The organism is Mesorhizobium sp. WSM1293 (genome assembly GCF_000513875.1).
In the GTDB taxonomy this organism is placed as follows: Bacteria; Pseudomonadota; Alphaproteobacteria; order Rhizobiales; family Rhizobiaceae; genus Mesorhizobium; species Mesorhizobium ciceri.
Window position 1 is genome coordinate 36,299 of record NZ_AZUV01000031.1, and the last position, 24,634, is coordinate 60,932.

Genomic DNA, 24,634 nt, shown 5'->3' on the forward strand with positions numbered 1-24,634 from the left:
GCCACTCATGTCATCCGACCAGACCAGTCGCACCACGACGACCGAACGCCTTTCCACGAAGACGGTGCGCGCACTGCCGGCTTCGATCGCGACGCCTTCGTATGACCGCAGCCGCATCGTCCCGGGCATCGTGCATCTTGGCGTCGGCGCCTTCCATCGCGCCCACCAGGCCGCCTATGTCGACGATTGCCTGGCGGCCGGCGAGACGGATTGGAGCATAACAGGCGTTTCGCTGCGCAGCGCCGACACGCGCGACGCACTCACGCCGCAGGATGGGCTCTATACGCTGGCGATCAGAAGCAGTGGAACCGAAAAACTTCAGGTCATCGGCTCGATTACCGCGATGCTGGTGGCGCCGGAGGATCCGGGCGCGGTACTGGCCGCGCTGACCGATCCGCGCACCCGCATCGTCACGCTTACGATCACCGAAAAGGCCTATCTGAGGGCGGCTGGCGGCGGATTGGACGCTGCTCATCCCGATATCGCCCATGATCTGGCCAATCCGCAGATGCCGAAGACGGCGCATGGTTTCCTGACCGAGGCGCTTGCCCGGCGACGCGCCGCCGGCACGCCGCCCTTTACCGTGCTCTGTTGCGACAATCTGCCGGCCAACGGCGCCACGCTGCATCGGCTGTTGGTTGAATTCGCCCAGTTGCGAGATGCCGGGCTCGCCCAATCGAGTGATGTCGGAATTGCCGATCACATCGCCCATCAGGTCGCCTTTCCTTCAAGCATGGTCGACCGCATCGTGCCGGCAACCACCGATGCCGATCGGGCGCGGATCGCTGAAGAACTCGGTGCCGAGGACGCTTGGCCTGTCATGACCGAGCCGTTCTGCCAATGGGTGGTCGAAGACAATTTCCCAGCGGGCCGCCCGGACTGGGAACAGTTCGGCGTCACCATGGTTCGCGACGTCGGCCCGTTCGAGGACATGAAGCTCAGGCTGCTCAACGGCTCGCATTCGGCCATCGCCTATCTTGGCCTGCTCAGCGGTCATGCCACCGTCGACCGCGCCTTCGCCGACCCGGCGATCCGGCAATTCGTCGATGCATTGTGGGCCGAAGCCATCCCGACCCTGCCCGAGGATGCCGGACTCGACACGAGCGCTTATACCGCGGAGCTCGCTGAGCGTTTTTCCAACACTGCACTTGCCCACCGTACGGCTCAGATCGCCAATGACGGCAGCCAGAAATTGCCGCAGCGCATCGTCGCTTCCGCCATCGAATGTCTAGAAGCCGGTACCGAGCTGGTCCATCTCACGTTGGTGGTGGCTGCCTGGATCGCTGCTTGCGCCGCACGAGGAAAAACCTTGCCGGAGGGCCATTTCACCGATCCGCTCGACGCGGCGTTGACGGCACTTTTGGGCGAGCAACTGCCGGCGAACGAAACCGTGACCGCGGTGTTCGACCTCGCCGGCTTCGCCAGGGACCATGCCGAGCGCCAGACCTTGATCGAGCTCGTGGCCGTGCATCTCGTCCACCTGCGACGAGACGGCCCGACATTGGCTTTCGCAGCCTTGGGCATTTAAACAAAAAAGCGAGGCAAGGCCCCGCTTTTTACTCTTTCATCGAACCGAATTTCAAGCCGGCAGGATGGCGCCTTCCAGCGTGGTGAGCTGGCTAAGGAACTGTTCCGCCTTGCTGCGAGCCTCGTCGTCCTTGGCATCAGTGGCGTCTTCTTTGGCTTCCTGGATGCGGCGCGCGAGATCGGCGCGGTCGACATCCTTCACCGCGACAGCCGATTCCGCCAGCAGCGTGCAGCCGGCCGGAACGATGTCGGCGAAGCCGCCGAACACCACATAGCGTTCTTCGCCGCCCGCTGCGGTTTTCACGGTGACGACACCCGGCTTGATCGTGGTCATGACCGGCGCGTGATGCGCCATCACGGTCATCTCGCCTTCGGCGCCCGGAATGACGACGGATTCAACCTGCTCGGAAACAAGCAGGCGCTCCGGCGAGACCAGTTCGAACTTGAAAGCTTCAGCCATTATCAATTTAGCGAATAGCGAATAGCGAGCAGCGAGTAGTCAGAAGAAGAATTCGCCGGCCCATATTCCCTATTCGCTACTCCCTATTCGCTATTCGCTTGATTACGCCGCTTCAGCCGCGAGGCGCTGTGCTTTCTCGACCGCTTCCTCGATGCCGCCGACCATGTAGAAGGCAGCTTCCGGAAGGTGATCGTAGTCGCCGTTGCAGAGGCCCTTGAAGCCCTTGATGGTGTCGGCGAGGTCGACCAGCTTGCCCGGGGCGCCGGTGAACACTTCGGCGACGAAGAAGGGCTGCGACAGGAAGCGCTCGATCTTGCGGGCGCGGGCCACGGTCTGCTTGTCTTCTTCCGACAGCTCGTCCATGCCCAGGATGGCGATGATGTCCTGCAGCGACTTGTAGCGCTGGAGGATCGACTGCACCTGGCGGGCGACGCCATAATGCTCGTCGCCGACGACCAGCGGGTCGAGCATGCGCGAGGTCGAATCCAGCGGATCGACGGCCGGATAGATGCCCTTTTCGGCGATGGCGCGGTTCAGCGTCGTGGTCGCGTCAAGGTGGGCGAACGAGGTCGCCGGCGCCGGATCGGTCAAGTCGTCGGCGGGCACGTAGATGGCCTGCACGGACGTGATCGAGCCCTTGGTGGTGGTGGTGATGCGTTCCTGCAACGCGCCCATGTCGGTGGCGAGTGTCGGCTGATAGCCCACCGCCGACGGGATACGGCCAAGCAGAGCCGACACTTCCGAACCCGCCTGCGTGAAGCGGAAGATGTTGTCGACGAAGAACAGCACGTCCTGGCCCTGGTCGCGGAAATACTCCGCAACCGTCAGGCCGGTCAGGCCGACGCGGGCGCGCGCGCCCGGCGGCTCGTTCATCTGGCCGTAGACGAGCGCGGCCTTGGAGCCTTCGCCGCCGCCCTTCTTGTTGACGCCGGATTCGATGAACTCGTGATACAGATCGTTGCCTTCGCGGGTGCGCTCGCCGACGCCGGCGAACACCGAATAGCCGCCATGCGCCTTGGCGATGTTGTTGATCAGTTCCTGGATCAGCACGGTCTTGCCGACGCCGGCGCCGCCGAACAGGCCGATCTTGCCGCCCTTGGCGTAGGGAGCCAGGAGGTCGAGCACCTTGATGCCGGTGATCAGGATCTGTGCTTCCGTCGACTGCTCGACATAGGTCGGAGCCGGCTGGTGGATGGAGCGCATTTCGATCGCGTCGACCGGGCCTTCTTCGTCGACCGGCTCGCCGATGACGTTGATGATGCGGCCGAGCATGCCCGGGCCGACCGGCACGGTGATCGGCGCGCCGGTGTCACGCACTTCCTGGCCGCGAACCAGACCTTCGGTCGAGTCCATGGCGATGCAGCGCACGGTGTTTTCACCCAGGTGCTGGGCGACTTCGAGCACCAGACGGTTGCCGACATTGGTCGTCTCGAGCGCGTTCAGGATCGCCGGCAGGTGATCGCCGAACTGCACGTCGACGACGGCGCCGATGACCTGGCGGACCTTGCCGACAACGCCGGTTGCCTTGCTGGCCACTGCCGATGTCTTGGCAGCTGCGGCCTTCGCCGGTGCTGCTGCCTTGGCCGGGGCCGCCTTCGCGGCTGCTGCTGGAGCCTTTGCCGCCTTCGCGGGGGCTGCTGCCTTCGCGGCTGCGGCCTTGGGGGCTGCCTTCTGGGGGGTCGCTGCTTTCGCCATCGTCTTTACCCTTTTTCGTCCTTTGTTTCTCACGCGGTCCGGTCGCGGGCAAAAAACCCGCGGACCGCGCCTAGAGCGCCTCGGCGCCCGAAATGATTTCGATCAGTTCCTTGGTGATCTGCGCCTGCCGCTGGCGGTTATAGGTGATCGACAGTTTGTTGATCATCTCGCCAGCGTTGCGCGTCGCATTGTCCATGGCGCTCATCTTGGCGCCCATCTCGCCGGCCGCGTTTTCGAGCAGTGCCCGGAAAACCTGCACCGAGATGTTGCGCGGAATGAGATCGGAGAGGATTTCGCCCGGCTCCGGTTCGTATTCATAGACAGCGTTGCCGCCATCCGTCACTTCCGCCTGAGCCGAAGCAACGCCCGCCGGAATGATCTGCTGCGCGGTCGGGATCTGGCTGATCACCGACTTGAACTGCGAATAGAACAGCGTGCAGATGTCGAAGCCGCCCTCGTTGAAGAGATGGATGACCTTCTTGGCTATGGCATCGGCATTGACGAAACCGAGTGTCTTGACCTCGCGCAGATCGACGCGATCGATGATCAGCGACGCGTAGTCGCGGCGCAGGATGTCGAAACCCTTCTTGCCGACGCAGATGATCTTGACCTGCTTGCCGTCGGCCAAAAGCTTGCGGATGTGGTCGCGGGCAAGACGGGCGATCTGCGAATTGAAGCCGCCGCACAGGCCGCGCTCGGCGGTGCAGACGACGAGCAGATGCACATCATCCTTGCCGGTGCCGGTCATCAGCGCCGGGGCATCGCCACCGCCGCCGATCGCCTGGGTGATGTTGGCCAGCACGGAACCCATGCGCTCCGAATAGGGGCGCGCCGCTTCCGCAGCCTCTTGCGCACGGCGCAGCTTCGCCGCAGCGACCATCTGCATCGCCTTGGTGATCTTCTGCGTCGCCTTGACCGAGGCGATACGGTTACGAAGGTCTTTTAATGAAGGCATGCTTCAAACCTGATCCCGTCTTGTCGCTTCGCTCAGGCGAAGGTCTTGGCGAAAGCGTCGATCTCGGCCTTCAGCTTGGCGCGCAGATCGTCCGACAGTGCCTTTTCCTTGCGGATGGCGTCGAGAACGTCCTTGCCGGCCGCACGCATGTGGCTGAGCAGGCCATGCTCGAACTTGCCGACCTGGTTGACCGGCAGCTTGTCGAGATAACCGTTGACGCCGGCGAAGATCACCGCGACCTGCTCTTCCGTCTTCAGCGGCGAGAACTGCGGCTGCTTCAGGAGTTCGGTCAGGCGCGATCCGCGGTTGAGCAGGCGCTGCGTGGCAGCGTCGAGATCCGAGCCGAACTGCGCGAAGGCCGCCATTTCGCGGTACTGCGCGAGCTCGCCCTTAATCGAGCCGGCAACCTGCTTCATCGCCTTGATCTGCGCGGCCGAGCCGACGCGCGACACCGATAGACCGACGTTCACCGCAGGACGGATGCCCTGGAAGAACAGGTTGGTTTCGAGGAAGATCTGGCCGTCGGTGATCGAGATCACGTTGGTCGGGATGTAGGCCGACACGTCGTTGGCCTGCGTCTCGATGATCGGCAGAGCGGTCAGCGACCCGCCGCCCAGATCGTCGTTGAGCTTGGCGGCGCGCTCGAGCAGGCGCGAGTGCAGGTAGAACACGTCGCCCGGATAGGCTTCGCGGCCCGGCGGGCGGCGCAGCAGCAGCGACATCTGGCGATAGGCGACGGCCTGCTTCGACAGATCGTCATAGCTGATCAGCGCGTGCATGCCGTTGTCGCGGAAATATTCACCCATGGTGCAGCCGGCGAACGGCGCCAGGAACTGCATCGGCGCCGGGTCGGAAGCGGTGGCGGCGATGATGATCGAGTATTCGAGCGCGCCGCGCTCTTCCAGCACCTTGACGAACTGCGCGACGGTCGAGCGCTTCTGGCCGACGGCGACGTAGACGCAGTAGAGCTTTTCCTTCTCGGGGCCGTTGTCGTGCACCGACTTCTGGTTGAGCATCGTGTCGAGGATGATGGCGGTCTTGCCGGTCTGGCGATCGCCGATGACCAGCTCGCGCTGGCCGCGACCGACTGGGATCAGCGCATCGATGGCCTTGAGGCCGGTCGACATCGGCTCGTTCACCGATTTGCGCGGAATGATGCCGGGCGCCTTGACGTCGACGCGCTTGCGCTCGACTGCCTTGATCGGACCCTTGCCATCGATCGGATTGCCGAGCGCGTCGACGACGCGACCGAGCAGGCCTGGACCGACGGGAACGTCGACGATGGCGCCGGTGCGCTTGACGATGTCGCCTTCCTTGATGTCGCGGTCGGCGCCGAAGATGACGACGCCGACATTGTCGGCTTCGAGGTTGAGCGCCATGCCGCGGATGCCGCCGGGGAATTCGACCATCTCGCCGGCCTGAACATTGTCGAGGCCGTAGACACGAGCGATACCGTCACCGACGGACAGCACCTGTCCAACTTCGGAGACCTCGGCCTCCTTGCCGAAATTCTTGATCTGGTCTTTCAGAATTGCGGAAATTTCCGCGGCGCGGATGTCCATCAGCCGACCTCTTTCAGTGCAAGCTTGAGCGAATTGAGTTTGGTTTTGAGCGACGTATCGATCTGGCGCGAGCCCATCTTGACCACCAGCCCGCCGAGCAGCGACGGATCGACGGTGACGGAGATAGCCACATCCTTGCCGGCAACGCTCTTCAGCGCCGCCTTGAGTTCGGTCTGCTGGACAGCCGTCAGCGCGTGAGCCGACGTCACTTCAGCAGCGGTCTCGCCACGGTGTTCGGCTGATATCTGGCGGAACGCCCTGATCATGCCGGGAATGGCGAACAGCCGGCGGTTGCGGGCGACGACGCGCAGGAAATTTCCGGTAAGGCCGGTGATCCCGGCCTTGTCAGCGATCGCCGCGATGGCCTTCGCCTGGTCCTCGCTGGAGAACACCGGGCTGTTGATCAGCCGGGTGAGATCAGCGCTGCCCGCGAGCATGATTTCGAAACTGTTGAGGTCGGCTTCGACCTTGGCCACGGAATTTGCCTGCAGGGCGAGTTCGAACAGCGAACCCGCATAGCGTTCTGCGACACCTGAGATTGGCGATGACGATTGAGCCACGGACCGTCTTTTCTCTTGTCTGACAGGCCGTAGATTGTTGGCGCGAGCAAAAACTCTGGCTAAATCTTTGACCTTACTGCATTTTTTCGAGCACGGAGGCGCGGCTTCCGCTATCCCCGGCCGAAAGTCGATTGCCGTCTAGCACAGGCATTTTAAGACCGCAATGCGTCGTTCCGCATGGTTTTCAGGCACTATTGTCGCATCCGGCGAAAGTCGCCCGTCTTCGATCGCGGAATACCCAATGATTCAGGGCAGAAAGCCGAAGGCGAAGGCGAGCGGCAACGCCGCCAGGACCAATTCCAGCACAATGGAAACCCAATTGAAAGGCGTGTTGGCGCCATCAGACATCATCGACAGCAGCCGGCCGAAGGCAGTGAACAGCCAGGAGAAGCCAAGCGCCATGTAGATCAGCGGCTGCGCCAGCAGGATACAGCACAGGCCGACACCCAGATAAAAGCCCGACATCCTGCCGCGCCCCTCGGCGATCGCCGCAGCCTTCTCTGGCTTGACCTGCAGGCGCAGGGCACGAAAGGCGAGACCCGGCGCCAGGAAGAACAAAAGCCCGAGCAGCACCGTGAAGACGGCGCTCGACCAAGCCAGCCATTCGCCCTGGCTCGTCGGCCATGGAAGCGCAAAATCCATCTTGTCCCCTCGAAATGCCTGTTTTGAAATTCCGGGCATTCTAACGGAGGAAAGCCCCCGCGCCAGATGGGTCCAGGTACTTTAGGCAGCGCGCATCAACCGAGCGCGAATTCCACAGCCGCCTCGGCATGGATGCGCGTCGTGTCGAAGACCGGGATGTCGAAATCCTGCTGGCCGATGAGCATGGTGATCTCGGTGCAGCCCATGATGACGCTGTCGGCCGCCTCTTCGCGGCGCAGGCGTTCTGTCTCGGCGATATAGGCCGCCTTGGATGTTTCGGTGACGATGCCCTGGCACAGTTCCTCGTAGATGACACGGTGCACCATGTCGCGCCCGGCCGCATCAGGCACCACGGGGTCCAAGCCAAATCTGTCAGCGAGCCGGCCTTTGTAGAAATCCTGCTCCATGGTGAAGCGCGTCGCCAGCAGCGCCGGACGCTGCATTCCGGCACGCTTGACCGCCACTGCGGTGGCATCGGCGATGTGGATCAGCGGGATCGACACCGACGCCTGCACCTGATCGGCCAGTTTGTGCATGGTGTTGGTGCACAAAAGCAGACCTTCCGCGCCGCCGGCCTCAAGCTTGCGCGCCGCTTCTACGAGGAGCACGCCGGCACCGTCCCAATCGCCGTGATGCTGCCGCTCGGCGATCTCGGCGAAGTCGAAGGACCACAGCAGGAGTTTGGCAGAATGCAAGCCGCCCAGCCGATCGCGCACGATCTCGTTGAGCAGGCGATAGTAGATGGCGGTGGATTCCCAGCTCATGCCGCCGAGAAGGCCAAGGGTTTTCATGATGGCTGTTCCTTTCCCAGGGCAATTCCTATATTATGACCACATGAGACCACAAGGAGAGCCGCTATGAAAACGATGCAGGTTCGAGAAGCCAAAGCCGGGTTCTCGGCGCTCGTCGAAGCCGCGGAAAACGGTGAGCCAACCATCATTACGAAGCACGGCAAGCCAGCTGCGGCGATCGTTTCTGTCGAGGACATGCAGAAGCTTTACCCCGTCAAGCGCCGCAACTTCGGAGAGTTTCTTTTGACATATCCCGGAGGGATCGAGCTCGAGAGGAATCCATCACCGTCGCGGGATATCGATCTTTGAGCCGCTATCTTATCGATACGTCTATTTTATCCGCCTTCGCACCTGGAAGGCCCGCCCTAGCAAGAGAGGTCTCCACTTGGATCACAACCCAAGGTGAAAAGCAGACGCTGTTCGTCCCTGCCATAGCAATTACTGAAATCGAGAAAGGGATATGCAAGCTCTATCGCGCGGGGGCTACAAAACGAGCGGAGAGTCTCACCGATTGGCTCAACAATGTCATTGAAGGATTCGCAGATCAAATCCTGGCGGTCGACGCCGATGTGGCGCGAAGAGCAGGCCAGATGGAGGAAGCGGCCTCTGCCCAAGGGAAGAATCCGGGTCTTGCGGACATACTGATCGCCGCTACAGCGGCAATCAACGAACTTACTGTGATCACAGCCAACATCAGGCATTTCGAAGCGCTAGACGTCTGGTGCTGGAACATACTTCAAGACCCGCCAGCACCAGACTAATGCACTCCAAAGTCACAAAAAACTCTGCGGGTCGATATCGACCTGCACCCGAACCGAACCGCGCTGCTTCGGCCCGTTGGCCAGCATCGCACGAATAAACCCTTGCATGTCGGCGCGCCGCTCGCCCTGGATCAGCAGCCGGAAGCGGTGGCGCCCACCGAGCAGTGACAGCGGCGCCTCGGCCGGCCCCAGCACAAACAGGTCCGTCGCCTCGGGCGCGGCTCGGCGCAGGCCGCGGGCATGGCCCTCGGCTTCCGCCCGCGTCACCGCACTGACGATGACGCCGGCCAGCCGGCCGAAAGGCGGCAAGGCCGCCCGTTCGCGCTCGGCGATCTCGCGCTCGTAAAAGGCTTCCGAATCGCCGGAAACGATCGCCCGCATCACCGGATGATCCGGCTGGAAGGTCTGCAAAAGCCCAAGGCTCTTCTTGCCGGTGCGGCCGGCGCGGCCGGTCACCTGGCTGAGCAGCTGGAACGTGCGCTCGGCGGCCCGCGGATCGCCATTGGCCAGGCCTAGATCGGCATCGACCACGCCGACCAAAGTCATGTTGGGAAAATTGTGGCCCTTGGCGACGAGCTGCGTGCCGATGACGATGTCGGCCTCGCCATCGGCGATCGCCTCCAGCTCCAGCCGCAGCCGCCGCACGCCGCCCATCAGGTCCGACGACAAGACGATGGTGCGCGCGTCGGGGAAATGCGTAACGACCTCTTCGGCGATCCGCTCGACGCCCGGTCCGCAGGCGACCAGATGATCCAGCGTGCCGCATTCCGGGCAGGCCTCGGGGCGGCGCTCATTGTGCCCGCAATGATGGCAGACCAGCTGGCCGCGAAAGCGATGCTCGACCAGCCAGGCCGAGCAGACCGGGCAGCCGAAGCGATGGCCGCAAACCCGGCACAGCGTCAAGGGCGCATAGCCGCGCCGGTTGAGGAACAGCAGCGATTGCTCCTGCCTCTCCAGCGTCTGGCGCATCTGATCGAGCAGAACCGGCGACAGGAAGCCGCCGCGCGCCGGCGGCGCCCGCCGCATGTCGACCGCCTTCAGATGAGGAAGTGCTGCCTCGGCGAAGCGAGCGGAAAGAACGGCTCTGTTGTATTTACCTTGGCTCGCATTGACCCGGCTTTCGACCGATGGTGTCGCCGACGCCAGCACCACCGGAAAGCTGCCGATATGGCCGCGCACCACGGCCATGTCGCGCGCATTGTAGAAGACGCGGTCCTCCTGCTTGTAGGCAGGATCGTGCTCCTCATCGACGACGATCAGGCCGAGTTCCTTGAACGGCAGGAACAGCGCCGAGCGTGCGCCGGCGACGACGCGCACGCCGCCCTCCGCCACTTGCCGCCAAACCCGCTCGCGCATCCGCGGCGGCAGGTCGGAATGCCATTCGCCCGGCTTCGCCCCGAAGCGCTGCTGGAAGCGCTCGAGAAAGGCATGCGTCAGCGCGATTTCCGGCAGCAGGATCAGAACCTGCCTGCCCTGGTCGAGCGCAGCCGCCACCGCCTCGAAATAGACCTCGGTCTTACCCGAACCGGTGACGCCGTCGAGCAACGCGACGTTGAACACGCCGGCTGCGACATTGGCGCGCAGCATCTGCGCCGCGGCGCTCTGGTCCGGCATCAGTTCCGGTATGGCGTAGCCGGGATCGGGCGCGGCCACCACCGGGCGCGGCGGGATCATCACCGTCTCGAACACGCCTTGCGCCCTCAGGCCGTCGATCACCGTCGACGACACGCCTGCGGCATGGGCGAGGCCGGATCGCGTCCACGCGAGCCCGCCTTCGGCCGTCTCCAGTACGCGCTGCCTGGCGCCCGTCATGCGGTCGGGTGCGAGAAGCGTGCGCTGCAGCCCCTCGATCCACGGTTCGGGGTCGAATGCTTCCGGCGCCCTGAGCAGCATGCGCGCCACCATCCCCGGCGGCGACAGCGTGTATTGCGCCACCCAGTCGACGAAACGGCGCATCGCGCGGTCGATCGGCGGGCAGTCGAAGACCTGTTCGATGGGGCGCAGCTTTTTCGCGTCGACCTTCTCGACCGCGCCATCCCAGACGATGCCGGCGACCTGGCGCGGCCCGAGCGGCACACGCACGATCGAGCCCGGCACCACGCGCATGCCGGCCGGCACGGCGTAGGTGTAGGGGCGTTCGGCGGGCATCGGCACCAGCACCGGTGCGGCTGCGACAAAGGGCGAATCTTCGATCATGAGGCGTGACCTTGCCCTGACTTTGGTCTAGATCAAAGGCCGACCCCAAATGTGCATGACATGCACATGAAAATCTTCAGGAGACCCGCCATGAAATTTTTTGTCGACACCGCCGACGTCAAGGATATCCGTGAGCTGAACGATCTGGGGCTGCTCGACGGCGTCACCACCAATCCGTCGCTGATCCTCAAATCCGGCGGCAAGATCGCCGAGGTCACCAAACAGATTTGCGACATCGTCAAGGGTCCGGTCTCGGCTGAAGTCACCGCCACCGAATATTCCGAGATGATGCAGCAGGCCAAGGTTCTGGCCAAGATCGCCGACAATGTCTGCATCAAGGTGCCGCTGACGCTGGACGGCCTCAAGGCCTGCAAGACGATCCGCACCGAGATGAACCGCCTGGTCAATGTCACGCTGTGCTTTTCGGCCAACCAGGCGCTGCTTGCGGCCAAGGCCGGCGCCTCGTTCATCTCGCCCTTCGTCGGCCGCATCGACGACATCGGCATCGACGGCATGGAGCTGATCCAGGAAATCCGGCAGATCTATGATAATTACGATTTCCAGACCGAGATCCTCGTCGCTTCCGTGCGCACCGTGAACCACGTCAAGCAGGCGGCACTCATCGGCGCCGATGTTGTGACCGCCCCGCCGGCGACGCTGAAGGCGCTGGTCAACCATCCGCTGACCGACAAGGGCCTCGCCGCCTTCCTCGCCGACTGGGCAAAGACCGGCCAATCGATTGGCTGAGATGGCGATCGGCTGAGGCCAATGCGCTTGCAGTGAAAAAAGACCGGGCAACCGGTCTTTTTTATGTGCTGCGGGTGGGGTGACTTTCCATGTCTTTGTTTTTGCGTGCCTTGCACTAGCTCTTTTGGCTTTACTGCATCGCAGCATTGCATCCAGCTGAAATCGAGAGCGACAAGTTCAAAACAGGATATTTGATCGAGTTCACCAGATCGACACGCTGCTGAAGCATACCCTGGATATCACGCTAGAGAGATGCCCTTCGACGAACTTAAAAAACGATGACTTGGTCGAACCCTTTGTAAAGGTGCTGGCTGTAGCTTCGATGTTTTAGCTACTGGGTCGAACATGAGCCTTCTAATCTCAATCGCCTTTTCTGTTCTTGCATCAATAGGACTCGCTTTCGCAAAGGCATTTTCAATCTACGGCCTCATTCGGGACAAACGTTATTCGTGGGTGAGTTTCATAGTGATTTCGGTCGTGTGGCTTGGCGCAACGGTGCTGAGTGCCAACCGGACGTGTGGTCAATGGGGGTGTAGCTGGGGCCTTCACTTCGGTTGGATTCTTGCCCTGTTGCCTCAAGGCTTCGTGACGAATGTTGCGTTAGGTGAGAAGCTATTTGTGATTGCGTTGCTTACATATTTGGGACTGTGCATCTATTTCTTCGGGCATGTCATTGGCCGGTTATCCTATGTGGTCGTCAGCATTGGAAAGGCCGTCACTAACCGCTAGTGTAGATGCTTAAGGTTTAGGCTGGGATAGGTGATGGAATTCACGAGCTTGACCCGCAGCTGAAGCATCCCCTGAAGCATGATCCCATAACGGCCGGGGTCGCTCAGTCCGCGCCGTCATCCTCAGGCACGGTCGCCGGCTGGCGCCGGCCCATGATGATTTCGCGTTTGCCAACATGGTTGGGTGCGCCGACCAATCCTTCCTTTTCCATACGCTCGACCAGGGATGCGGCGCGGTTGTAGCCGATGCCGAGGCGGCGCTGGATGTAGGAGGTCGAACACTTCTTGTCGCGCACCACCACCTTGACCGCCTCGTCGTAGATCGCATCGCTGTCTTCGGCTGCAACCGATCCCTTGTCGAAGACCGCGCCCTGGTCGTCTTCCTCCTCTTCCTCATCCTCGTCGGCCGTCACGGTTTCCAGATATTCGGGGCGGCCCTGTACCTTCAGATGCGCGACCACATGCTCGACCTCCGCGTCGGAGACAAAGGGACCGTGCACGCGGGAAATGCGTCCCCCACCCATCATGTGCAGCATGTCGCCCTGGCCAAGCAGCTGCTCGGCGCCCTGCTCGCCCAGGATGGTGCGGCTGTCGATCTTGGATGTCACCTGGAAGGAAATCCGGGTTGGGAAATTGGCCTTGATCGTACCCGTGATGACGTCGACCGAGGGGCGCTGCGTTGCCATGATCAGGTGAATACCGGCAGCGCGTGCCATCTGCGCCAGACGTTGGATCGCGCCTTCGATCTCCTTGCCGGCGACCATCATCAGGTCGGCCATCTCGTCGACGATGACGACGATGTAGGGCATCGGCGCGAGGTCGATTTCCTGCTGTTCGAAAAGCGGCTCGCCGGTGCCCTTTTCGAAGCCGGTCTGCACCGTCATGACGACGGTTTCGCCCTTGTCGCGGGCAGCGGCGGCGCGCTCGTTGTAGCCATCGATGTTGCGCACGCCGAGCCTGGCCATCTTGCGATACCGGTCCTCCATCTCGCGCACCGCCCATTTCAGCGCGGTGACGGCTTTTTTGGGATCGGTGACGACGGGCGTCAGCAGATGCGGAATGCCGTCATAGACGGACAGCTCGAGCATCTTGGGATCGACCATGATCAGCCGGCATTCTTCCGGCTTCAGCCGATAGAGCAACGACAGGATCATGGTGTTTATGGCAACCGACTTGCCGGAGCCGGTGGTTCCTGCAACGAGCAAATGCGGCATCTTCGCCAGCTCGGCAATGACAGGCTCGCCGCCGATCGTCTTGCCGAGACACAGCGCCAGCTTGCAGCTCGTCTTGCGGAAGCCCTCCGATTCGATCAGCTCCCGGAAATAGACGGTTTCGCGCATCTCGTTCGGGAGCTCGATGCCGATGACGTTGCGGCCGGGCACGACGGCGACGCGCGCCGAAATCGCCGACATGGAGCGGGCGATATCGTCGGCAAGCCCGATGACGCGAGAAGATTTGACGCCCGGCGCCGGTTCGAACTCATAGAGCGTGACGACCGGGCCGGGACGAACATGAATGATCTCGCCACGCACGCCGAAGTCTTCGAGCACGCTTTCCAGCAGATCCGCGTTCTGCTCGAGCCGCTCCTGCGACATGTAGAAACCTTGTCCCTCCGGTGGCTGCTGCAACAGCTCTTCCGAGGGAAGCTCGTAGGGATCGCCCGCGGTTGACAGCACCACCTTTCCAGCCCCAGGCAAGCGTGCAGAGCGGGCGCCAACGGCCTTGGCAGGGACGTTCGCATTTGGCGCGGCCGGCGCGGAAACGGCATCGCTTTTGGCGGCTGGAATTATGACAGGCTGGACCGGCGACAGCGCATTGCTCGCCGGCACGTCAGGTTGGGCGACGGCCTGGTTCGAATTGGCCGGCCAAACATCCGGCAACGGCTTCAAGGCCTGGCCCGGCAGGCAGTCGATGACACGAAACAAGGCGGTGGCATCGGTCCCTGTCGTCGGGCGGATGTCGATCGGCATGGTGGTGACTGGCGCTGCGGCGAGCGGCGCAGGCGACGCTGAACCGGTTTGCCGGGCCGACGGCGAAACGTCGACCAGATAGGGTGCCATAGCCTCGAAGAAGGCATGATCCGAAAGATAGGGCCAGCGCTGCCTTTCGGTTTTGGTCGGGGCGCCCGGAGCAACGGACGCACGCGCGGATGCCCGTCCCGTTGCGACCGTCCTCGGCGGCACCGGCGCAACGGCTGGCACCTTCTCCCTGGCGCGCACGGACGGGACAAAAGCAGCAGCCGGCGGCAGTGGCCCTTGCGTGGCCTGCCCAGTCTGCGGCTGGGAGGCAGGGCTTTTCACCGACGCCGGCAATGCCAGGAGCGAGGGCGCGGAGGACGCCCTGCCGACCATGGGTTGCGCAACGGCTTGCTGTGCCGGGCGCGTCGCGCCGTGTTCGACGACACGCTCGTGCTGCGGATGATGCTTCCTGGCCTCATAATCCGGCGTGCGTGTAAAACGCACGTTGGGTGCAAGGAAGAAATATTCCTGCCAGGCAGGGCTCTCGATATCGCCGATTTTCGAAGGCGTGTCGTCGGAGCCACTCCGCGGCTCCATATAGGGCCGCTTGTTGCCGCCGAGATCGACCACCGGCGCGGAATAGCCGGCCTGGCGTGTGGCGGGCTGCCGGCCGGCCGTTTCCTTGCGAGCCGGACGATCAAGGTCGCTTGCCGCGGAAGAACTTCGCTGACCACCCCTGTCGCCGATGCTCTCGGAGCGCTTCCCCTCGGGATCATCAGGCGATGCGGCCGTCGACAAATTGACCCGGGAAAAACGCTTGGCTTCCATTCTCAAGACTCACTCTGAAATGTCTGCCGAGCAATAGGGAGCGAGTGGTTAACAGTTGCTTCCCGGATGGGTCGCCGACGATCCTGAGCGCCAAAATCTTCGTGGCAGTCTGCGAGCGACGTGGCACGATCGTCGCCTCGCCGCACCCACCGCTGTGGCGCGATCTACTCGCTGTGCTATAGCAGGCCGATGGGTCTCTTCGGACAATCTCTGTTCAGAATCTGGCTCTGTTCGGGAATCTGGTCATGATCCCACGATCATCCCGTCATGCCTGGGGCGCCAGACCGTTTTCGTGAAGCAGATGAGGTGCGCTAGCCGGTCTTGCCGTGCCGGACAAGGTCCTGGGCAATGGACAGCTGCAGCGCTTCCGCCAACTCTCGCGCCGCGCGATTCTCGGCGTCGATCTGCGCCCGGTATGCGGCGAATTCCTGACGCGGCCTGTCGAAGGACGAGGTGATCGAACGCTTGCCGGATGCGATCACCACGCCGGTCTTCGCATCGGCCAGCGTATAGCTGCCGGTCAGCGTCACGGAACCGGCGGTCGGCTCGTCTTCGTCGGTTCCGACCTGCACAAGTGCCGCGGACTCGACCGCTTCGGTCACGCCGAGATTGAGCGAATAGGCCGGCGAGGCCGGCTCGCCGGCGCCTCGTCCAAACCCGAAAATGAGATTGTTGCGCACCTGTTGGCCGTAACGCGTATTGACCGGCTTGATGCCGATCAACGCCAGTTCGGCACTGGCACTGGCCTGCGAACCCGACAGTGGCGCGCTCGAATAGAGCGGCCGCACCGTGCAGGCCGAGACAAGCGCGAGCGAACCTATCAGGCCGGCAAGCGCCATGCGGCGCAGCAAATGGCTCAACTCTGTCTTTTCCCGATCAGGCAACGACATTGACGATCCTCTGCGGCACGATGATCACCTTGCGCGGAGCCTTCCCTTCGAGTGCTTTCTGCACGAAGTCGAGAGCCAATACCGCTTTTTCGACCGCACCTTGGTCCGCGTCGCGGGCAATTGTCAAATCCCCCCGCTTCTTGCCGTTGACCTGTACCGGATAGGTGACTTCGTTGTCGACGACCAGCGCCGGATCGAAGACCGGCCACGGCCGTTCGGCAACGAGATCGGTGCCGCCGAGCGTTGCCCAGCACTCCTCGGCCAGATGCGGCATGACCGGCGCGATCAGATGCACGAGAATCTCCACCGCCTGCCGGCAGGCGCCTTTCAGCGCTGCATCGGCCTTGCCTTCGGCCACCTCGTTAAGCGGCGTGGTCAGCGCGTTGGCCAGTTCGTAGATGCGGGCGATGGCGCGGTTGAAAGCGAGCTTCTCGATATCCTCTCCGACCGCCTTGAGGATCTTGTGCGCGGCCTTGGAAACCACCGCGGCCTCGCCGCTGCTGGCCGCCACGGGCTTGATGCCGGCCAGTGTTTCGGCCGCCGTCGACACCAGGCGCCAGATGCGCTGGATGAAGCGATGCGCGCCGGCGGCGCCATCGTCGGTCCACTCGACATCGCGCTCGGGAGGCGAATCCGACAGCATGAACCAGCGCGCCGTATCGGCGCCGTAGCCATCGGTGATGTCTTCCGGGCTCACCGTGTTCTTCTTCGACTTCGACATCTTTTCCAGCGGGCCGATGGAGACGGTCTCGCCGGTGGCGATCTCGATGGCGCTGCGCTTGCCGTCGACGTCGTCCAGCCGAACTTCGGTGGGCGCCAGCCAGCGGCCGTTCGATGCCGAGCCAACGCGATAGGTTTCGTGCACCACCATGCCTTGCGTGAACAGGCCCTTGAACGGCTCGGCCAGATCGACATGGCCGGCCTCGCGCATGGCGCGGGTGAAGAAGCGCGAATAGAGCAGATGCAGGATCGCGTGCTCGATCCCGCCAATATACTGGTCGACCGGCAGCCATTCGTTGGCCGCCTTGGGATCGGTCGGTTCATGTGCCCACGGCGCGGTGAAGCGGGCAAAATACCACGACGAATCGACGAACGTGTCCATCGTGTCGGTTTCGCGCCGCGCATCCCTGCCGCATTGCGGACATTTCACATGCCGCCATGTCGGATGACGGTCGAGCGGATTGCCCGGGCGGTCGAAATCGACATCGTCGGGCAGCTTCACCGGCAGGTCCGCCTTCGGCACCGGCACCACGCCGCAAGCCTCGCAATGGATCATCGGGATAGGGCAGCCCCAGTAGCGCTGGCGCGAAATGCCCCAATCGCGCAGACGGAAATTCACCTTGCGCTCGGCCATCGGCCGGTTGCCGATCGTCTTCTGCTCCAGCAGTTTGGCGACTTCGTCGAAAGCCTGATCCGGCTTCATGCCGTTGAGAAAGCGCGAATTGATCATCACGCCGTCATCGACATAGGCTTCATCGATGATCTGGAACGTCGCCGGATTCTCGCCTTCCGGCATCACCACCGGAATCACCGGCAGGCCATATTTGTTGGCGAAGTCGAGGTCGCGCTGGTCGCCGGACGGGCAGCCGAAAATGGCGCCGGTGCCGTATTCCATCAGCACGAAATTGGCGACATAGACAGGCAGCGTCCAGTTGTCGTCAAACGGATGGACGACGCGGAGGCCGGTGTCAAAACCCTTCTTCTCAGCCGTCTCCAGCGCCGCGACCGAGGTGCCCATGTGGCTGATATCCTCGATGAACTTCGCCAGCGCCGGATTGTGCGCAGCGGCCTTCTTGGCCAACGGATGATCGGCGGCGACAGCCATGAAGGAAGCGCCGAAGATGGTGTCGGGCCTTGTCGTATAGACTTCCAGCTCATGCTCGCCATCGGAGGCGTCGGCCAGAGGCCAACGGATCAGCAGGCCTTCCGAGCGGCCGATCCAGTTCTGCTGCATCAGCTTCACTTTTTCCGGCCATTCGTCGAGGCCTTCGAGCGAATCCAGCAGATCCTGGGCGAAGTCGGTGATCCTGAAGAACCACTGCGTCAGTTCGCGCTGTTCGACCAGCGCGCCCGAGCGCCAGCCGCGCCCGTCGATGACCTGCTCGTTGGCAAGCACCGTCATGTCCTCCGGATCCCAGTTGACCTTGGAGGATTTGCGCGTCACCAGCCCCTTCTCGACAAAGTCGAGGAACAGCATCTGCTGGCGGTGGTAGTAATCGACGTCGCAGGTGGCGAATTCGCGCGCCCAGTCCAGCGACAGCCCCATGACCTTGAGCTGCTCGCGCATGGTGGCGATGTTCTGGTAGGTCCACTCCTTGGGGTGGACCTTGTTCTGCATCGCCGCGTTTTCGGCCGGCATGCCGAAGGCGTCCCAGCCCATCGGGTGCAGCACGTTGAAGCCCTTGGCCCGCTTGTAGCGCGCCACCACGTCGCCCATCGTGTAATTGCGGGTATGACCGATATGGATGCGCCCCGACGGATAGGGGAACATCTCCAGCACGTAGTATTTCGGGCGCGGATCGTCATTGTGCGCTTCGAACAGCTTCTTGGCGTCCCAGGCCTTCTGCCATTTGGGCTCTGACGCGCGCGGATTGTATCGTTCGGTTGCCATGGGACGTTTTTCACTTAAAAGCATGCGCGAACTGCGGGCGATGGCTCGGCAGTTCAGGGAATGTGGTCCGGGTGTTCACCATGGTTTGGCAAACCCGTCAACCATATGGGTACCGCGTCTGACAAAAACGCCGGTCAAAACAGCAGGATTTGCATATGGGTGACGCCGTTCAGCAATTTTTCGCGGTCAAGGCGAAGATCGCCGCCGCCGAACGCGAGGCCGGCCGCGAAGCCGGCGCCGTGATCCTGGTCGCGGTCTCAAAGACCTTTGATGCCGCCGACATCGGCCCGGTCATCGAAGCCGGCCAGCGCGTCTTCGGCGAGAACCGGGTGCAGGAGGCGCAAGCCAAATGGCCTGATCTGAAGGACGCATTTCCCGACATCGAACTGCATCTGATCGGCCCGCTGCAATCCAACAAGGCTAGGGAAGCGGTAGCACTGTTCGACGTCATCGAGACGGTCGATCGCGAGAAGATCGCCGCCGAACTCGCCAAGGAGATCGCCAAACAGGGCCGCGCGCCAAAACTCTATGTCCAGGTCAACACCGGCTCCGAGCCGCAGAAGGCCGGCATCGAGCCCCGCGACGCCGTGGCCTTCGTCGCCCGCTGCCGCGACGTGCACGGCCTCGCCATCGAAGGCCTGATGTGCATCCCGCCGGCCGACGAGAATCCCGGTCCGCATTTTGCGCTGTTGGAGAAGCTTAGCAAGGAAGCCGACGTCGCCAAACTCTCAATGGGCATGTCCGGCGACTACGAAACAGCAATCGCCTTCGGCGCCACCAGCGTCCGCGTCGGTTCGGCGATCTTCGGCACTCGCTGAGACGCAACGGCGTTTGGGCCAATCCGACAGGCTCGTTGCTCCAGGACTGGAAACGAAACGTACCGTTCCTATTTGCTTTGGGTCGTCACAAACTCTCTGGAGCCGCCACCATGCGCTACAACCAGCTTGGAAATACGGGGATGTTCGTCTCCGAACTGTGCCTCGGCACCATGACCTTCGGCGCCGCCGGCCAGAATGCCCAATGGGGCCTGATCGCCAACCTCGACCAGAAGGGCGTCAACGAGATCGTTGCCCATTCGCTTGCCGCCGGCGTCAATTTCTTCGATACGGCCGACGTCTACTCCTTTGGCGAATCCGAACGGTTGCTCGGCCAGTCGCTCAGGGATCTCAAGATCAACAGGCAGAATGTGGTCATCGCCACCAAGGCGCATGGCGCCATGGGTGAAGGCCCCAACCAGCGCGGCTCGTCACGCGGCCACATCATGGATTCGATCGATGCCAGCTTGGAACGGCTGCAGCTCGACCATATCGATCTCTATCAGTTGCACGGCACCGACACGGTGACGCCGATCGACGAGACGCTGCGAGCGCTCGACGATCTCGTTGCCAGCGGCAAGGTCCGCTATGTCGGCGTCTCCAACTGGGCGGCATGGCGCACCGCCAAGGCGCTCGGCATCGCCGAGCGCAAGGGTTTCGCCCGTTTCGAGACCGTGCAGTCCTATTATTCGATCGCCGGCCGCGATCTCGAGCGCGAAATCGTGCCGCTGCTCAACGAGGAAAAACTCGGCCTGATGGTGTGGTCGCCGATGGCCGGCGGCCTGCTCTCCGGCAAATATGGCCCCGGCGCACCCGGCAATGGCGAAGGCCGCCGCGCGTCCTTCAACTTCCCGCCGGTCAATGAGGACCGCGCCTGGGCGGCCGTTGCCGTCATGCGCGACATAGCCAAAAAACATGATGTGAGCGTCGCCACGGTGGCGCTCGGCTATGTCCTGGCCAAGCCCTTCGTGATGAGCGTCATCATCGGCGCCAGCCGCATGGACCAGCTTGAACAGAACCTCGCAGCGACTGAAGTGAAGCTCGACACCGACGATCTCGCCCGCCTCGACGAGGTCAGCGCGCTGCCGTCCGAATATCCAGGCTGGATGCTGGAGCGCCAGGCAGCGGGCCGCCGTCCGGCGGCGTTCACGCCGAAAGCATAAATACAGCCCACGCTGACATCTCGGGAGCCGTGGCTCCGGAGATGTCAGGTCAGCCGGACGCTCTCGACCAGAAAGTCGAGAAAGGCGCGCACCCGCGCCGGCAGATGCCGGCCCTGGCCGACATAGACGGCGTGGGTCGGCTCCTCGTCACCCGGATTGAATGCCTCCAACAGCGGCACCAGTCTGCTGGCCGCTATGTCTTCCGCCACATGCCAGCGCGCCAGCCGGGCGATGCCCGCGCCCGCCAGTGCCATGAGCCGCATCGCCTCACCATCGCTGACCAGCGTGTTGCCGGTGATCGGAATCATGATGGCGCGGCCTTCCGCGTCGAGGAACGGCCAGCCATCGAGGTGCCTGACGAAGCCGAAGCCCATGCGGTTGTGCCTGTCGAGATCGGCTGGCGTCAGCGGTATGCCGTGCGTATCGAGGTAAGAAGGTGCTGCAACAACGACCACCGGGCTTTGCCCGAGCTTGCGCGCCACCAGCCGTGACCCACTCAATGGCCCGGCACGGATGGCAACATCGGCGCGCTCCGCCATCAGGTCGACGACGCTGTCGGTCAGCACCAGATCGACCGAAATCTCGGGGTAGCGTTCCAGGAACCGAGGCAGAAGCGGGACCAGCCGATGCACCCCGAAGGGCACGTAGCTGTTAATGCGCACACGTCCGCGCGGTGAAGCACCCGCCGCTGCCTCCTGCTCGGCTGCCGCCATGTCGGCGAGGATGCGCAGGCCGCTCTCGTAGAATGCTGTGCCTTCCGGCGTCAGTTGCAGCTTTCGCGTCGAGCGGCTGACCAGCCGCGCGCCAAGCCGGGCCTCCAGCCGCGCGATCAGCTTGCTCACCGCCGACGGCGTCATGCGCAACGCGCGTGCCGCGGAGGAGAAACTGCCTTCCTCGACGACGCGCACGAACACTTCGATCTCGCCGGAGCGATTGATCTCGGGCCTGGCCATTTATGAATCTATTTCACAGAAAATATGCCCAAGGCAAGTCTGGTTCACAATGCAGGGAAGCACGATCTCAGGGGTCGGGGCGCGGGACGGCGCTCTTCGCATCGAAGTGGAAAACCGCCATGCCTCTTGCTCTCTACGCCCTCGCCGCCGGTGCCTTCGGCATCGGCGTCACCGAATTCGTCATTATGGGTTTGCTGCTCGATGTCAGCAAGGATCTCGGCGTTTCGATCTCGGCTGCCGGCCAGCTCATTTCGGGCTATGCGCTTGGCGTCGTCATCGGCGCGCCCTTGCTGACCATCGCCACCGGCAACTGGCCGCGCAAGACCGTGCTTCTGGCGCTGATGGCGATCTTCACGCTCGGCAATCTCGCCTGCGCGTTGGCGCCCGACTACTGGACGCTGATGGGCGCCCGCATCATCACCGCCTTTGCCCACGGCACTTTCTTCGGCGTCGGCTCGGTGGTCGCCACCGGCTTGGTCGCGCCCAACAGACAAGCCTCGGCGATCGCGCTGATGTTCACCGGCCTGACCATCGCCAACATCCTCGGCGTGCCCTTCGGCACATGGCTCGGCCAGGCCTTCGGCTGGCGCGCGACCTTCTGGGCCGTGACAGTGGTCGGTGTGGCCGCCTTCGCCGTCATCCTGGCTCTGGTGCCACGCAGCCGGACGGCGCCCGAAAAGAGCGACCTGCGCGCCGATCTCGCCGTTTTGCGCCGCACCCCCGTCCTGCTCGGCCTCGCCACCACCGTGCTCGGCTATGCCGGCGTCTTCGCCGTCTTCACTTATATCGCTCCGTTGCTGACCGAGATAAGCGGCTTCAAGGAAGCAGCCGTGTCGCCGATCCTGCTCGTCTTCGGCGGCGGTCTCATCGCCGGCAATTTGCTTGGCGGCAAGGTCGCCGACCGCTGGCTTGTGCCGGCCGTGCTGGGCAGCCTCGTGGTGCTGGCCCTGGTGCTCGCAACGATGACCTTCGCCATCCACAGCCAGGTGATGGCCGTCATCTATGTCGGCCTGCTCGGTGCCGCCGCCTTTGCTACCGTGGCGCCGCTGCAGATGTGGGTGCTGGACAAGGCGCAAGGTGCCGGCCAGAGCCTCGCCTCGTCCTTCAACATCGCCGCTTTCAATCTCGGCAACGCCGCAGGCGCCTGGCTTGGCGGCGCGGTGATTGCCCAAGGGCTTGGCCTGGGTGCCCTGACCTGGGTCGCCGCCTTGCTGCCGCTCACGGCGCTCGGCGTGGCCGGACTGGCGCTGCGTCTCGATCGTACCCCGGCGCTCGGCGCACCTGCCTCCATCCGCTCGTGACTACCCTCGGCAAACCCTTCCGACACCCTTCATACCACCAGGAGTAAAAAGATGGATTATCGACGTCTCGGTGCATCGGGCTTGAAAGTGCCCGCACTCTCATTCGGCGCGGGAACCTTTGGCGGTTCCGGCCCGCTGTTCGGCGCCTGGGGCAACAGCGACGCCAGGGAAGCGCGGCGGCTGATCGACATCTGCCTGGAGGCTGGTGTCAATTTGTTCGACACGGCCGACGTCTATTCGAACGGCGCTTCTGAACAGGTGCTTGGCGACGCGATAAAAGGCCGCCGCGATGCCGTGCTGATCTCGACCAAGACCGCGCTGCCGATGGGCGATGGGCCGGGCGATTACGGCTCGTCACGTTCGCGGCTGATCAGATCCGTGGATGATGCGCTGAGGCGCCTCGGCACCGACTACATCGACCTTTTGCAGCTACACGCCTTCGATGCCGGCACGCCGATCGAGGAGGTGCTGTCGACGCTGGACAACCTGATCCGTGCCGGCAAGCTGCGCTATGTCGGCGTCTCCAACTTCTCCGGATGGCAAGTGATGAAGTCGTTGGCGCAAGCCGACAGCCAAGGCTATCCGCGCTATGTCGCCCATCAGGTCTACTATTCGCTGGTCGGCCGCGACTATGAGTGGGAGCTGATGCCGCTCGGCCTCGACCAGGGCGTCGGTGCATTGGTGTGGAGCCCGCTTGGCTGGGGCCGCCTGACCGGCAAGATCCGCCGTGGCCAGCTCCTGCCGGAACAGAGCCGGCTGCACGACACGGCAAGCTTCGGTCCGCCGGTCGAGGACGAGCATCTCTATCGAGTGATGGATGCCCTCGATGTCGTGGCCGAAGAAACCGGCAAGACCGTGCCGCAGATCGCCATCAACTGGCTGCTGCAGCGCCCGACCGTATCGTCGGTCATCATCGGCGCCCGCAACGAGGAGCAGTTGCGCCAGAACCTCGGTGCCGTCGGCTGGACCTTGACGCCGGAGCAGATAAGGCAGCTCGACGCGGCAAGCGAAGTCACCGCGCCCTACCCGTACTTCCCGTATCGGCGGCAGGAAGGCTTTGCCCGGTTGAACCCGCCGGTGGTTTGAGCGCATCGGGCCGTCATGGCGCAAGGTTCGCGGGCCAGCGCCCCCCTCTGGCCTGCCGGCCATCTCCCCCTCAAGGGGGTGTTTGGACCGGGGACATCGCGAACAGGTGTGCGAGGACATCGCGAACAGTTTGGCGTGCTCTGCGCCGGGAGGTTCGCGATGCCATTTGGGGACACCAGCGTGATGGATGGGAAGTTGGAGTTTGTGCGTCTTGCCGTGCAGGAAGGCAGCAATGTCAGTGCGCTTTGTCGTCGTTTCGGGATCGGCCGAACCTGTGGTCACAAGTTGATTGCGCGGTATCGCGCCCATGGCGAGGCCGGGCTTGCGGAGCAATCGCGTCGCCCCACGACGAGCCCGGGGCGCAGCCCGGATGCAGTGGAGGCGGCGGTTCTTGGCATGCGCCAG

The 24,634-nt window shown here is 63.2% G+C and carries 22 protein-coding genes; 10 read left to right on the top strand and 12 right to left on the bottom strand.

What is annotated here, in order from left to right:
• The first annotated feature begins 7 nt into the window (after nucleotides 1-7).
• On the top strand, nucleotides 8-1,528 hold the full coding sequence (locus M729_RS0127305) for a mannitol dehydrogenase family protein (protein ID WP_027163461.1): 1,521 nt from the start codon (nucleotides 8-10) through the stop codon (nucleotides 1,526-1,528).
• Between the two features lie 51 nt (nucleotides 1,529-1,579).
• Here M729_RS0127305 and M729_RS0127310 read toward each other — a convergent pair whose 3' ends face one another.
• The 7 genes from M729_RS0127310 to M729_RS0127340 all read right to left on the bottom strand — a co-directional run bounded on the left by M729_RS0127310 (nucleotide 1,580) and on the right by M729_RS0127340 (nucleotide 8,192).
• Nucleotides 1,580-1,987, bottom strand: a complete 408-nt coding sequence (locus M729_RS0127310; protein ID WP_013529039.1) for a F0F1 ATP synthase subunit epsilon — start codon at nucleotides 1,985-1,987, stop codon at nucleotides 1,580-1,582.
• A 102-nt stretch (nucleotides 1,988-2,089) separates the two neighbouring features.
• Nucleotides 2,090-3,682 (bottom strand): F0F1 ATP synthase subunit beta, encoded by a 1,593-nt coding sequence (gene atpD, locus M729_RS0127315; RefSeq protein WP_027163462.1) that lies wholly within the window; start codon nucleotides 3,680-3,682, stop codon nucleotides 2,090-2,092.
• A 70-nt stretch (nucleotides 3,683-3,752) separates the two neighbouring features.
• A complete protein-coding gene (locus M729_RS0127320; protein WP_013529037.1) occupies nucleotides 3,753-4,637 on the bottom strand; it encodes a F0F1 ATP synthase subunit gamma in 885 nt (294 codons plus the stop codon).
• 32 nt (nucleotides 4,638-4,669) lie between these two features.
• Nucleotides 4,670-6,199 (bottom strand): F0F1 ATP synthase subunit alpha, encoded by a 1,530-nt coding sequence (gene atpA, locus M729_RS0127325; protein WP_013529036.1) that lies wholly within the window; start codon nucleotides 6,197-6,199, stop codon nucleotides 4,670-4,672.
• Nucleotides 6,199-6,759 carry a F0F1 ATP synthase subunit delta gene (locus M729_RS0127330; RefSeq protein ID WP_013529035.1) on the bottom strand — a complete coding sequence of 187 codons (561 nt, stop codon included), beginning with the start codon at nucleotides 6,757-6,759 and terminating at the stop codon, nucleotides 6,199-6,201. The genes atpA and M729_RS0127330 overlap by 1 nt, the downstream gene beginning before the upstream one ends.
• Before the next feature lie 246 nt (nucleotides 6,760-7,005).
• Nucleotides 7,006-7,401: a DUF4345 family protein gene (locus M729_RS0127335; protein WP_013529034.1), complete on the bottom strand. Its 396-nt coding sequence runs from the start codon at nucleotides 7,399-7,401 to the stop codon at nucleotides 7,006-7,008.
• A 95-nt stretch (nucleotides 7,402-7,496) separates the two neighbouring features.
• Nucleotides 7,497-8,192, bottom strand: a complete 696-nt coding sequence (locus M729_RS0127340) for an aspartate/glutamate racemase family protein (protein ID WP_024504226.1) — start codon at nucleotides 8,190-8,192, stop codon at nucleotides 7,497-7,499.
• 66 nt (nucleotides 8,193-8,258) lie between these two features.
• Between M729_RS0127340 and M729_RS0127345 the strand changes: the two genes are divergently transcribed.
• Together M729_RS0127345 and M729_RS01000000135890 are read left to right on the top strand one after the other, a co-directional pair.
• The gene (locus M729_RS0127345; protein ID WP_024504225.1) at nucleotides 8,259-8,501 is read left to right on the top strand and encodes a type II toxin-antitoxin system Phd/YefM family antitoxin; all 243 of its coding nucleotides are present in this window, start codon (nucleotides 8,259-8,261) and stop codon (nucleotides 8,499-8,501) included.
• Nucleotides 8,498-8,953 (top strand): type II toxin-antitoxin system VapC family toxin, encoded by a 456-nt coding sequence (locus M729_RS01000000135890; RefSeq protein ID WP_024504224.1) that lies wholly within the window; start codon nucleotides 8,498-8,500, stop codon nucleotides 8,951-8,953. The genes M729_RS0127345 and M729_RS01000000135890 overlap by 4 nt, the downstream gene beginning before the upstream one ends.
• A 12-nt stretch (nucleotides 8,954-8,965) precedes the next feature.
• Here M729_RS01000000135890 and M729_RS0127355 read toward each other — a convergent pair whose 3' ends face one another.
• Nucleotides 8,966-11,149, bottom strand: coding sequence for a primosomal protein N' (locus M729_RS0127355; RefSeq protein ID WP_027163463.1), 2,184 nt, complete (start codon nucleotides 11,147-11,149; stop codon nucleotides 8,966-8,968).
• A 90-nt stretch (nucleotides 11,150-11,239) separates the two neighbouring features.
• On the opposite strand from M729_RS0127355, the gene fsa reads away from it, so the two are divergent.
• Nucleotides 11,240-11,896 carry a fructose-6-phosphate aldolase gene (gene fsa / locus M729_RS0127360; RefSeq protein ID WP_024504222.1) on the top strand — a complete coding sequence of 219 codons (657 nt, stop codon included), beginning with the start codon at nucleotides 11,240-11,242 and terminating at the stop codon, nucleotides 11,894-11,896.
• Nucleotides 11,897-12,241: 345 nt separating this feature from the next.
• Nucleotides 12,242-12,625, top strand: coding sequence for a hypothetical protein (locus M729_RS1000000138575; protein WP_156949344.1), 384 nt, complete (start codon nucleotides 12,242-12,244; stop codon nucleotides 12,623-12,625).
• A gap of 103 nt (nucleotides 12,626-12,728) precedes the next feature.
• Here the strand turns inward: M729_RS1000000138575 and M729_RS0127365 are convergent, their stop codons facing one another.
• From M729_RS0127365 to leuS, 3 genes are all read right to left on the bottom strand, one after another.
• A complete protein-coding gene (locus tag M729_RS0127365) occupies nucleotides 12,729-15,410 on the bottom strand; it encodes a DNA translocase FtsK (protein ID WP_027163464.1) in 2,682 nt (893 codons plus the stop codon).
• A gap of 311 nt (nucleotides 15,411-15,721) precedes the next feature.
• Nucleotides 15,722-16,300, bottom strand: a complete 579-nt coding sequence (gene lptE, locus M729_RS0127370; RefSeq protein ID WP_013529029.1) for an LPS assembly lipoprotein LptE — start codon at nucleotides 16,298-16,300, stop codon at nucleotides 15,722-15,724.
• The gene (leuS, locus tag M729_RS0127375; protein ID WP_027163465.1) at nucleotides 16,287-18,911 is read right to left on the bottom strand and encodes a leucine--tRNA ligase; all 2,625 of its coding nucleotides are present in this window, start codon (nucleotides 18,909-18,911) and stop codon (nucleotides 16,287-16,289) included. Before leuS ends, lptE begins: the two co-directional genes overlap by 14 nt.
• 155 nt (nucleotides 18,912-19,066) lie before the next feature.
• On the opposite strand from leuS, the gene M729_RS0127380 reads away from it, so the two are divergent.
• Nucleotides 19,067-19,729, top strand: coding sequence for a YggS family pyridoxal phosphate-dependent enzyme (locus M729_RS0127380; protein ID WP_027163466.1), 663 nt, complete (start codon nucleotides 19,067-19,069; stop codon nucleotides 19,727-19,729).
• Between the two features lie 110 nt (nucleotides 19,730-19,839).
• On the top strand, nucleotides 19,840-20,889 hold the full coding sequence (locus M729_RS0127385; protein ID WP_027163467.1) for an aldo/keto reductase: 1,050 nt from the start codon (nucleotides 19,840-19,842) through the stop codon (nucleotides 20,887-20,889).
• A gap of 44 nt (nucleotides 20,890-20,933) precedes the next feature.
• Here M729_RS0127385 and M729_RS0127390 read toward each other — a convergent pair whose 3' ends face one another.
• Nucleotides 20,934-21,842, bottom strand: coding sequence for a LysR substrate-binding domain-containing protein (locus M729_RS0127390; RefSeq protein ID WP_027163468.1), 909 nt, complete (start codon nucleotides 21,840-21,842; stop codon nucleotides 20,934-20,936).
• A gap of 119 nt (nucleotides 21,843-21,961) precedes the next feature.
• Between M729_RS0127390 and M729_RS0127395 the strand changes: the two genes are divergently transcribed.
• The 3 genes from M729_RS0127395 to M729_RS1000000138985 form a co-directional block, all read left to right on the top strand.
• Nucleotides 21,962-23,143 (top strand): MFS transporter, encoded by a 1,182-nt coding sequence (locus tag M729_RS0127395; protein ID WP_024504216.1) that lies wholly within the window; start codon nucleotides 21,962-21,964, stop codon nucleotides 23,141-23,143.
• Nucleotides 23,144-23,194: 51 nt separating this feature from the next.
• Nucleotides 23,195-24,229: an aldo/keto reductase gene (locus M729_RS0127400; RefSeq protein WP_024504215.1), complete on the top strand. Its 1,035-nt coding sequence runs from the start codon at nucleotides 23,195-23,197 to the stop codon at nucleotides 24,227-24,229.
• Between the two features lie 159 nt (nucleotides 24,230-24,388).
• A partial coding sequence (locus M729_RS1000000138985) for a leucine zipper domain-containing protein (RefSeq protein ID WP_027160991.1) occupies nucleotides 24,389-24,634 on the top strand: 246 nt, incomplete at its 3' end.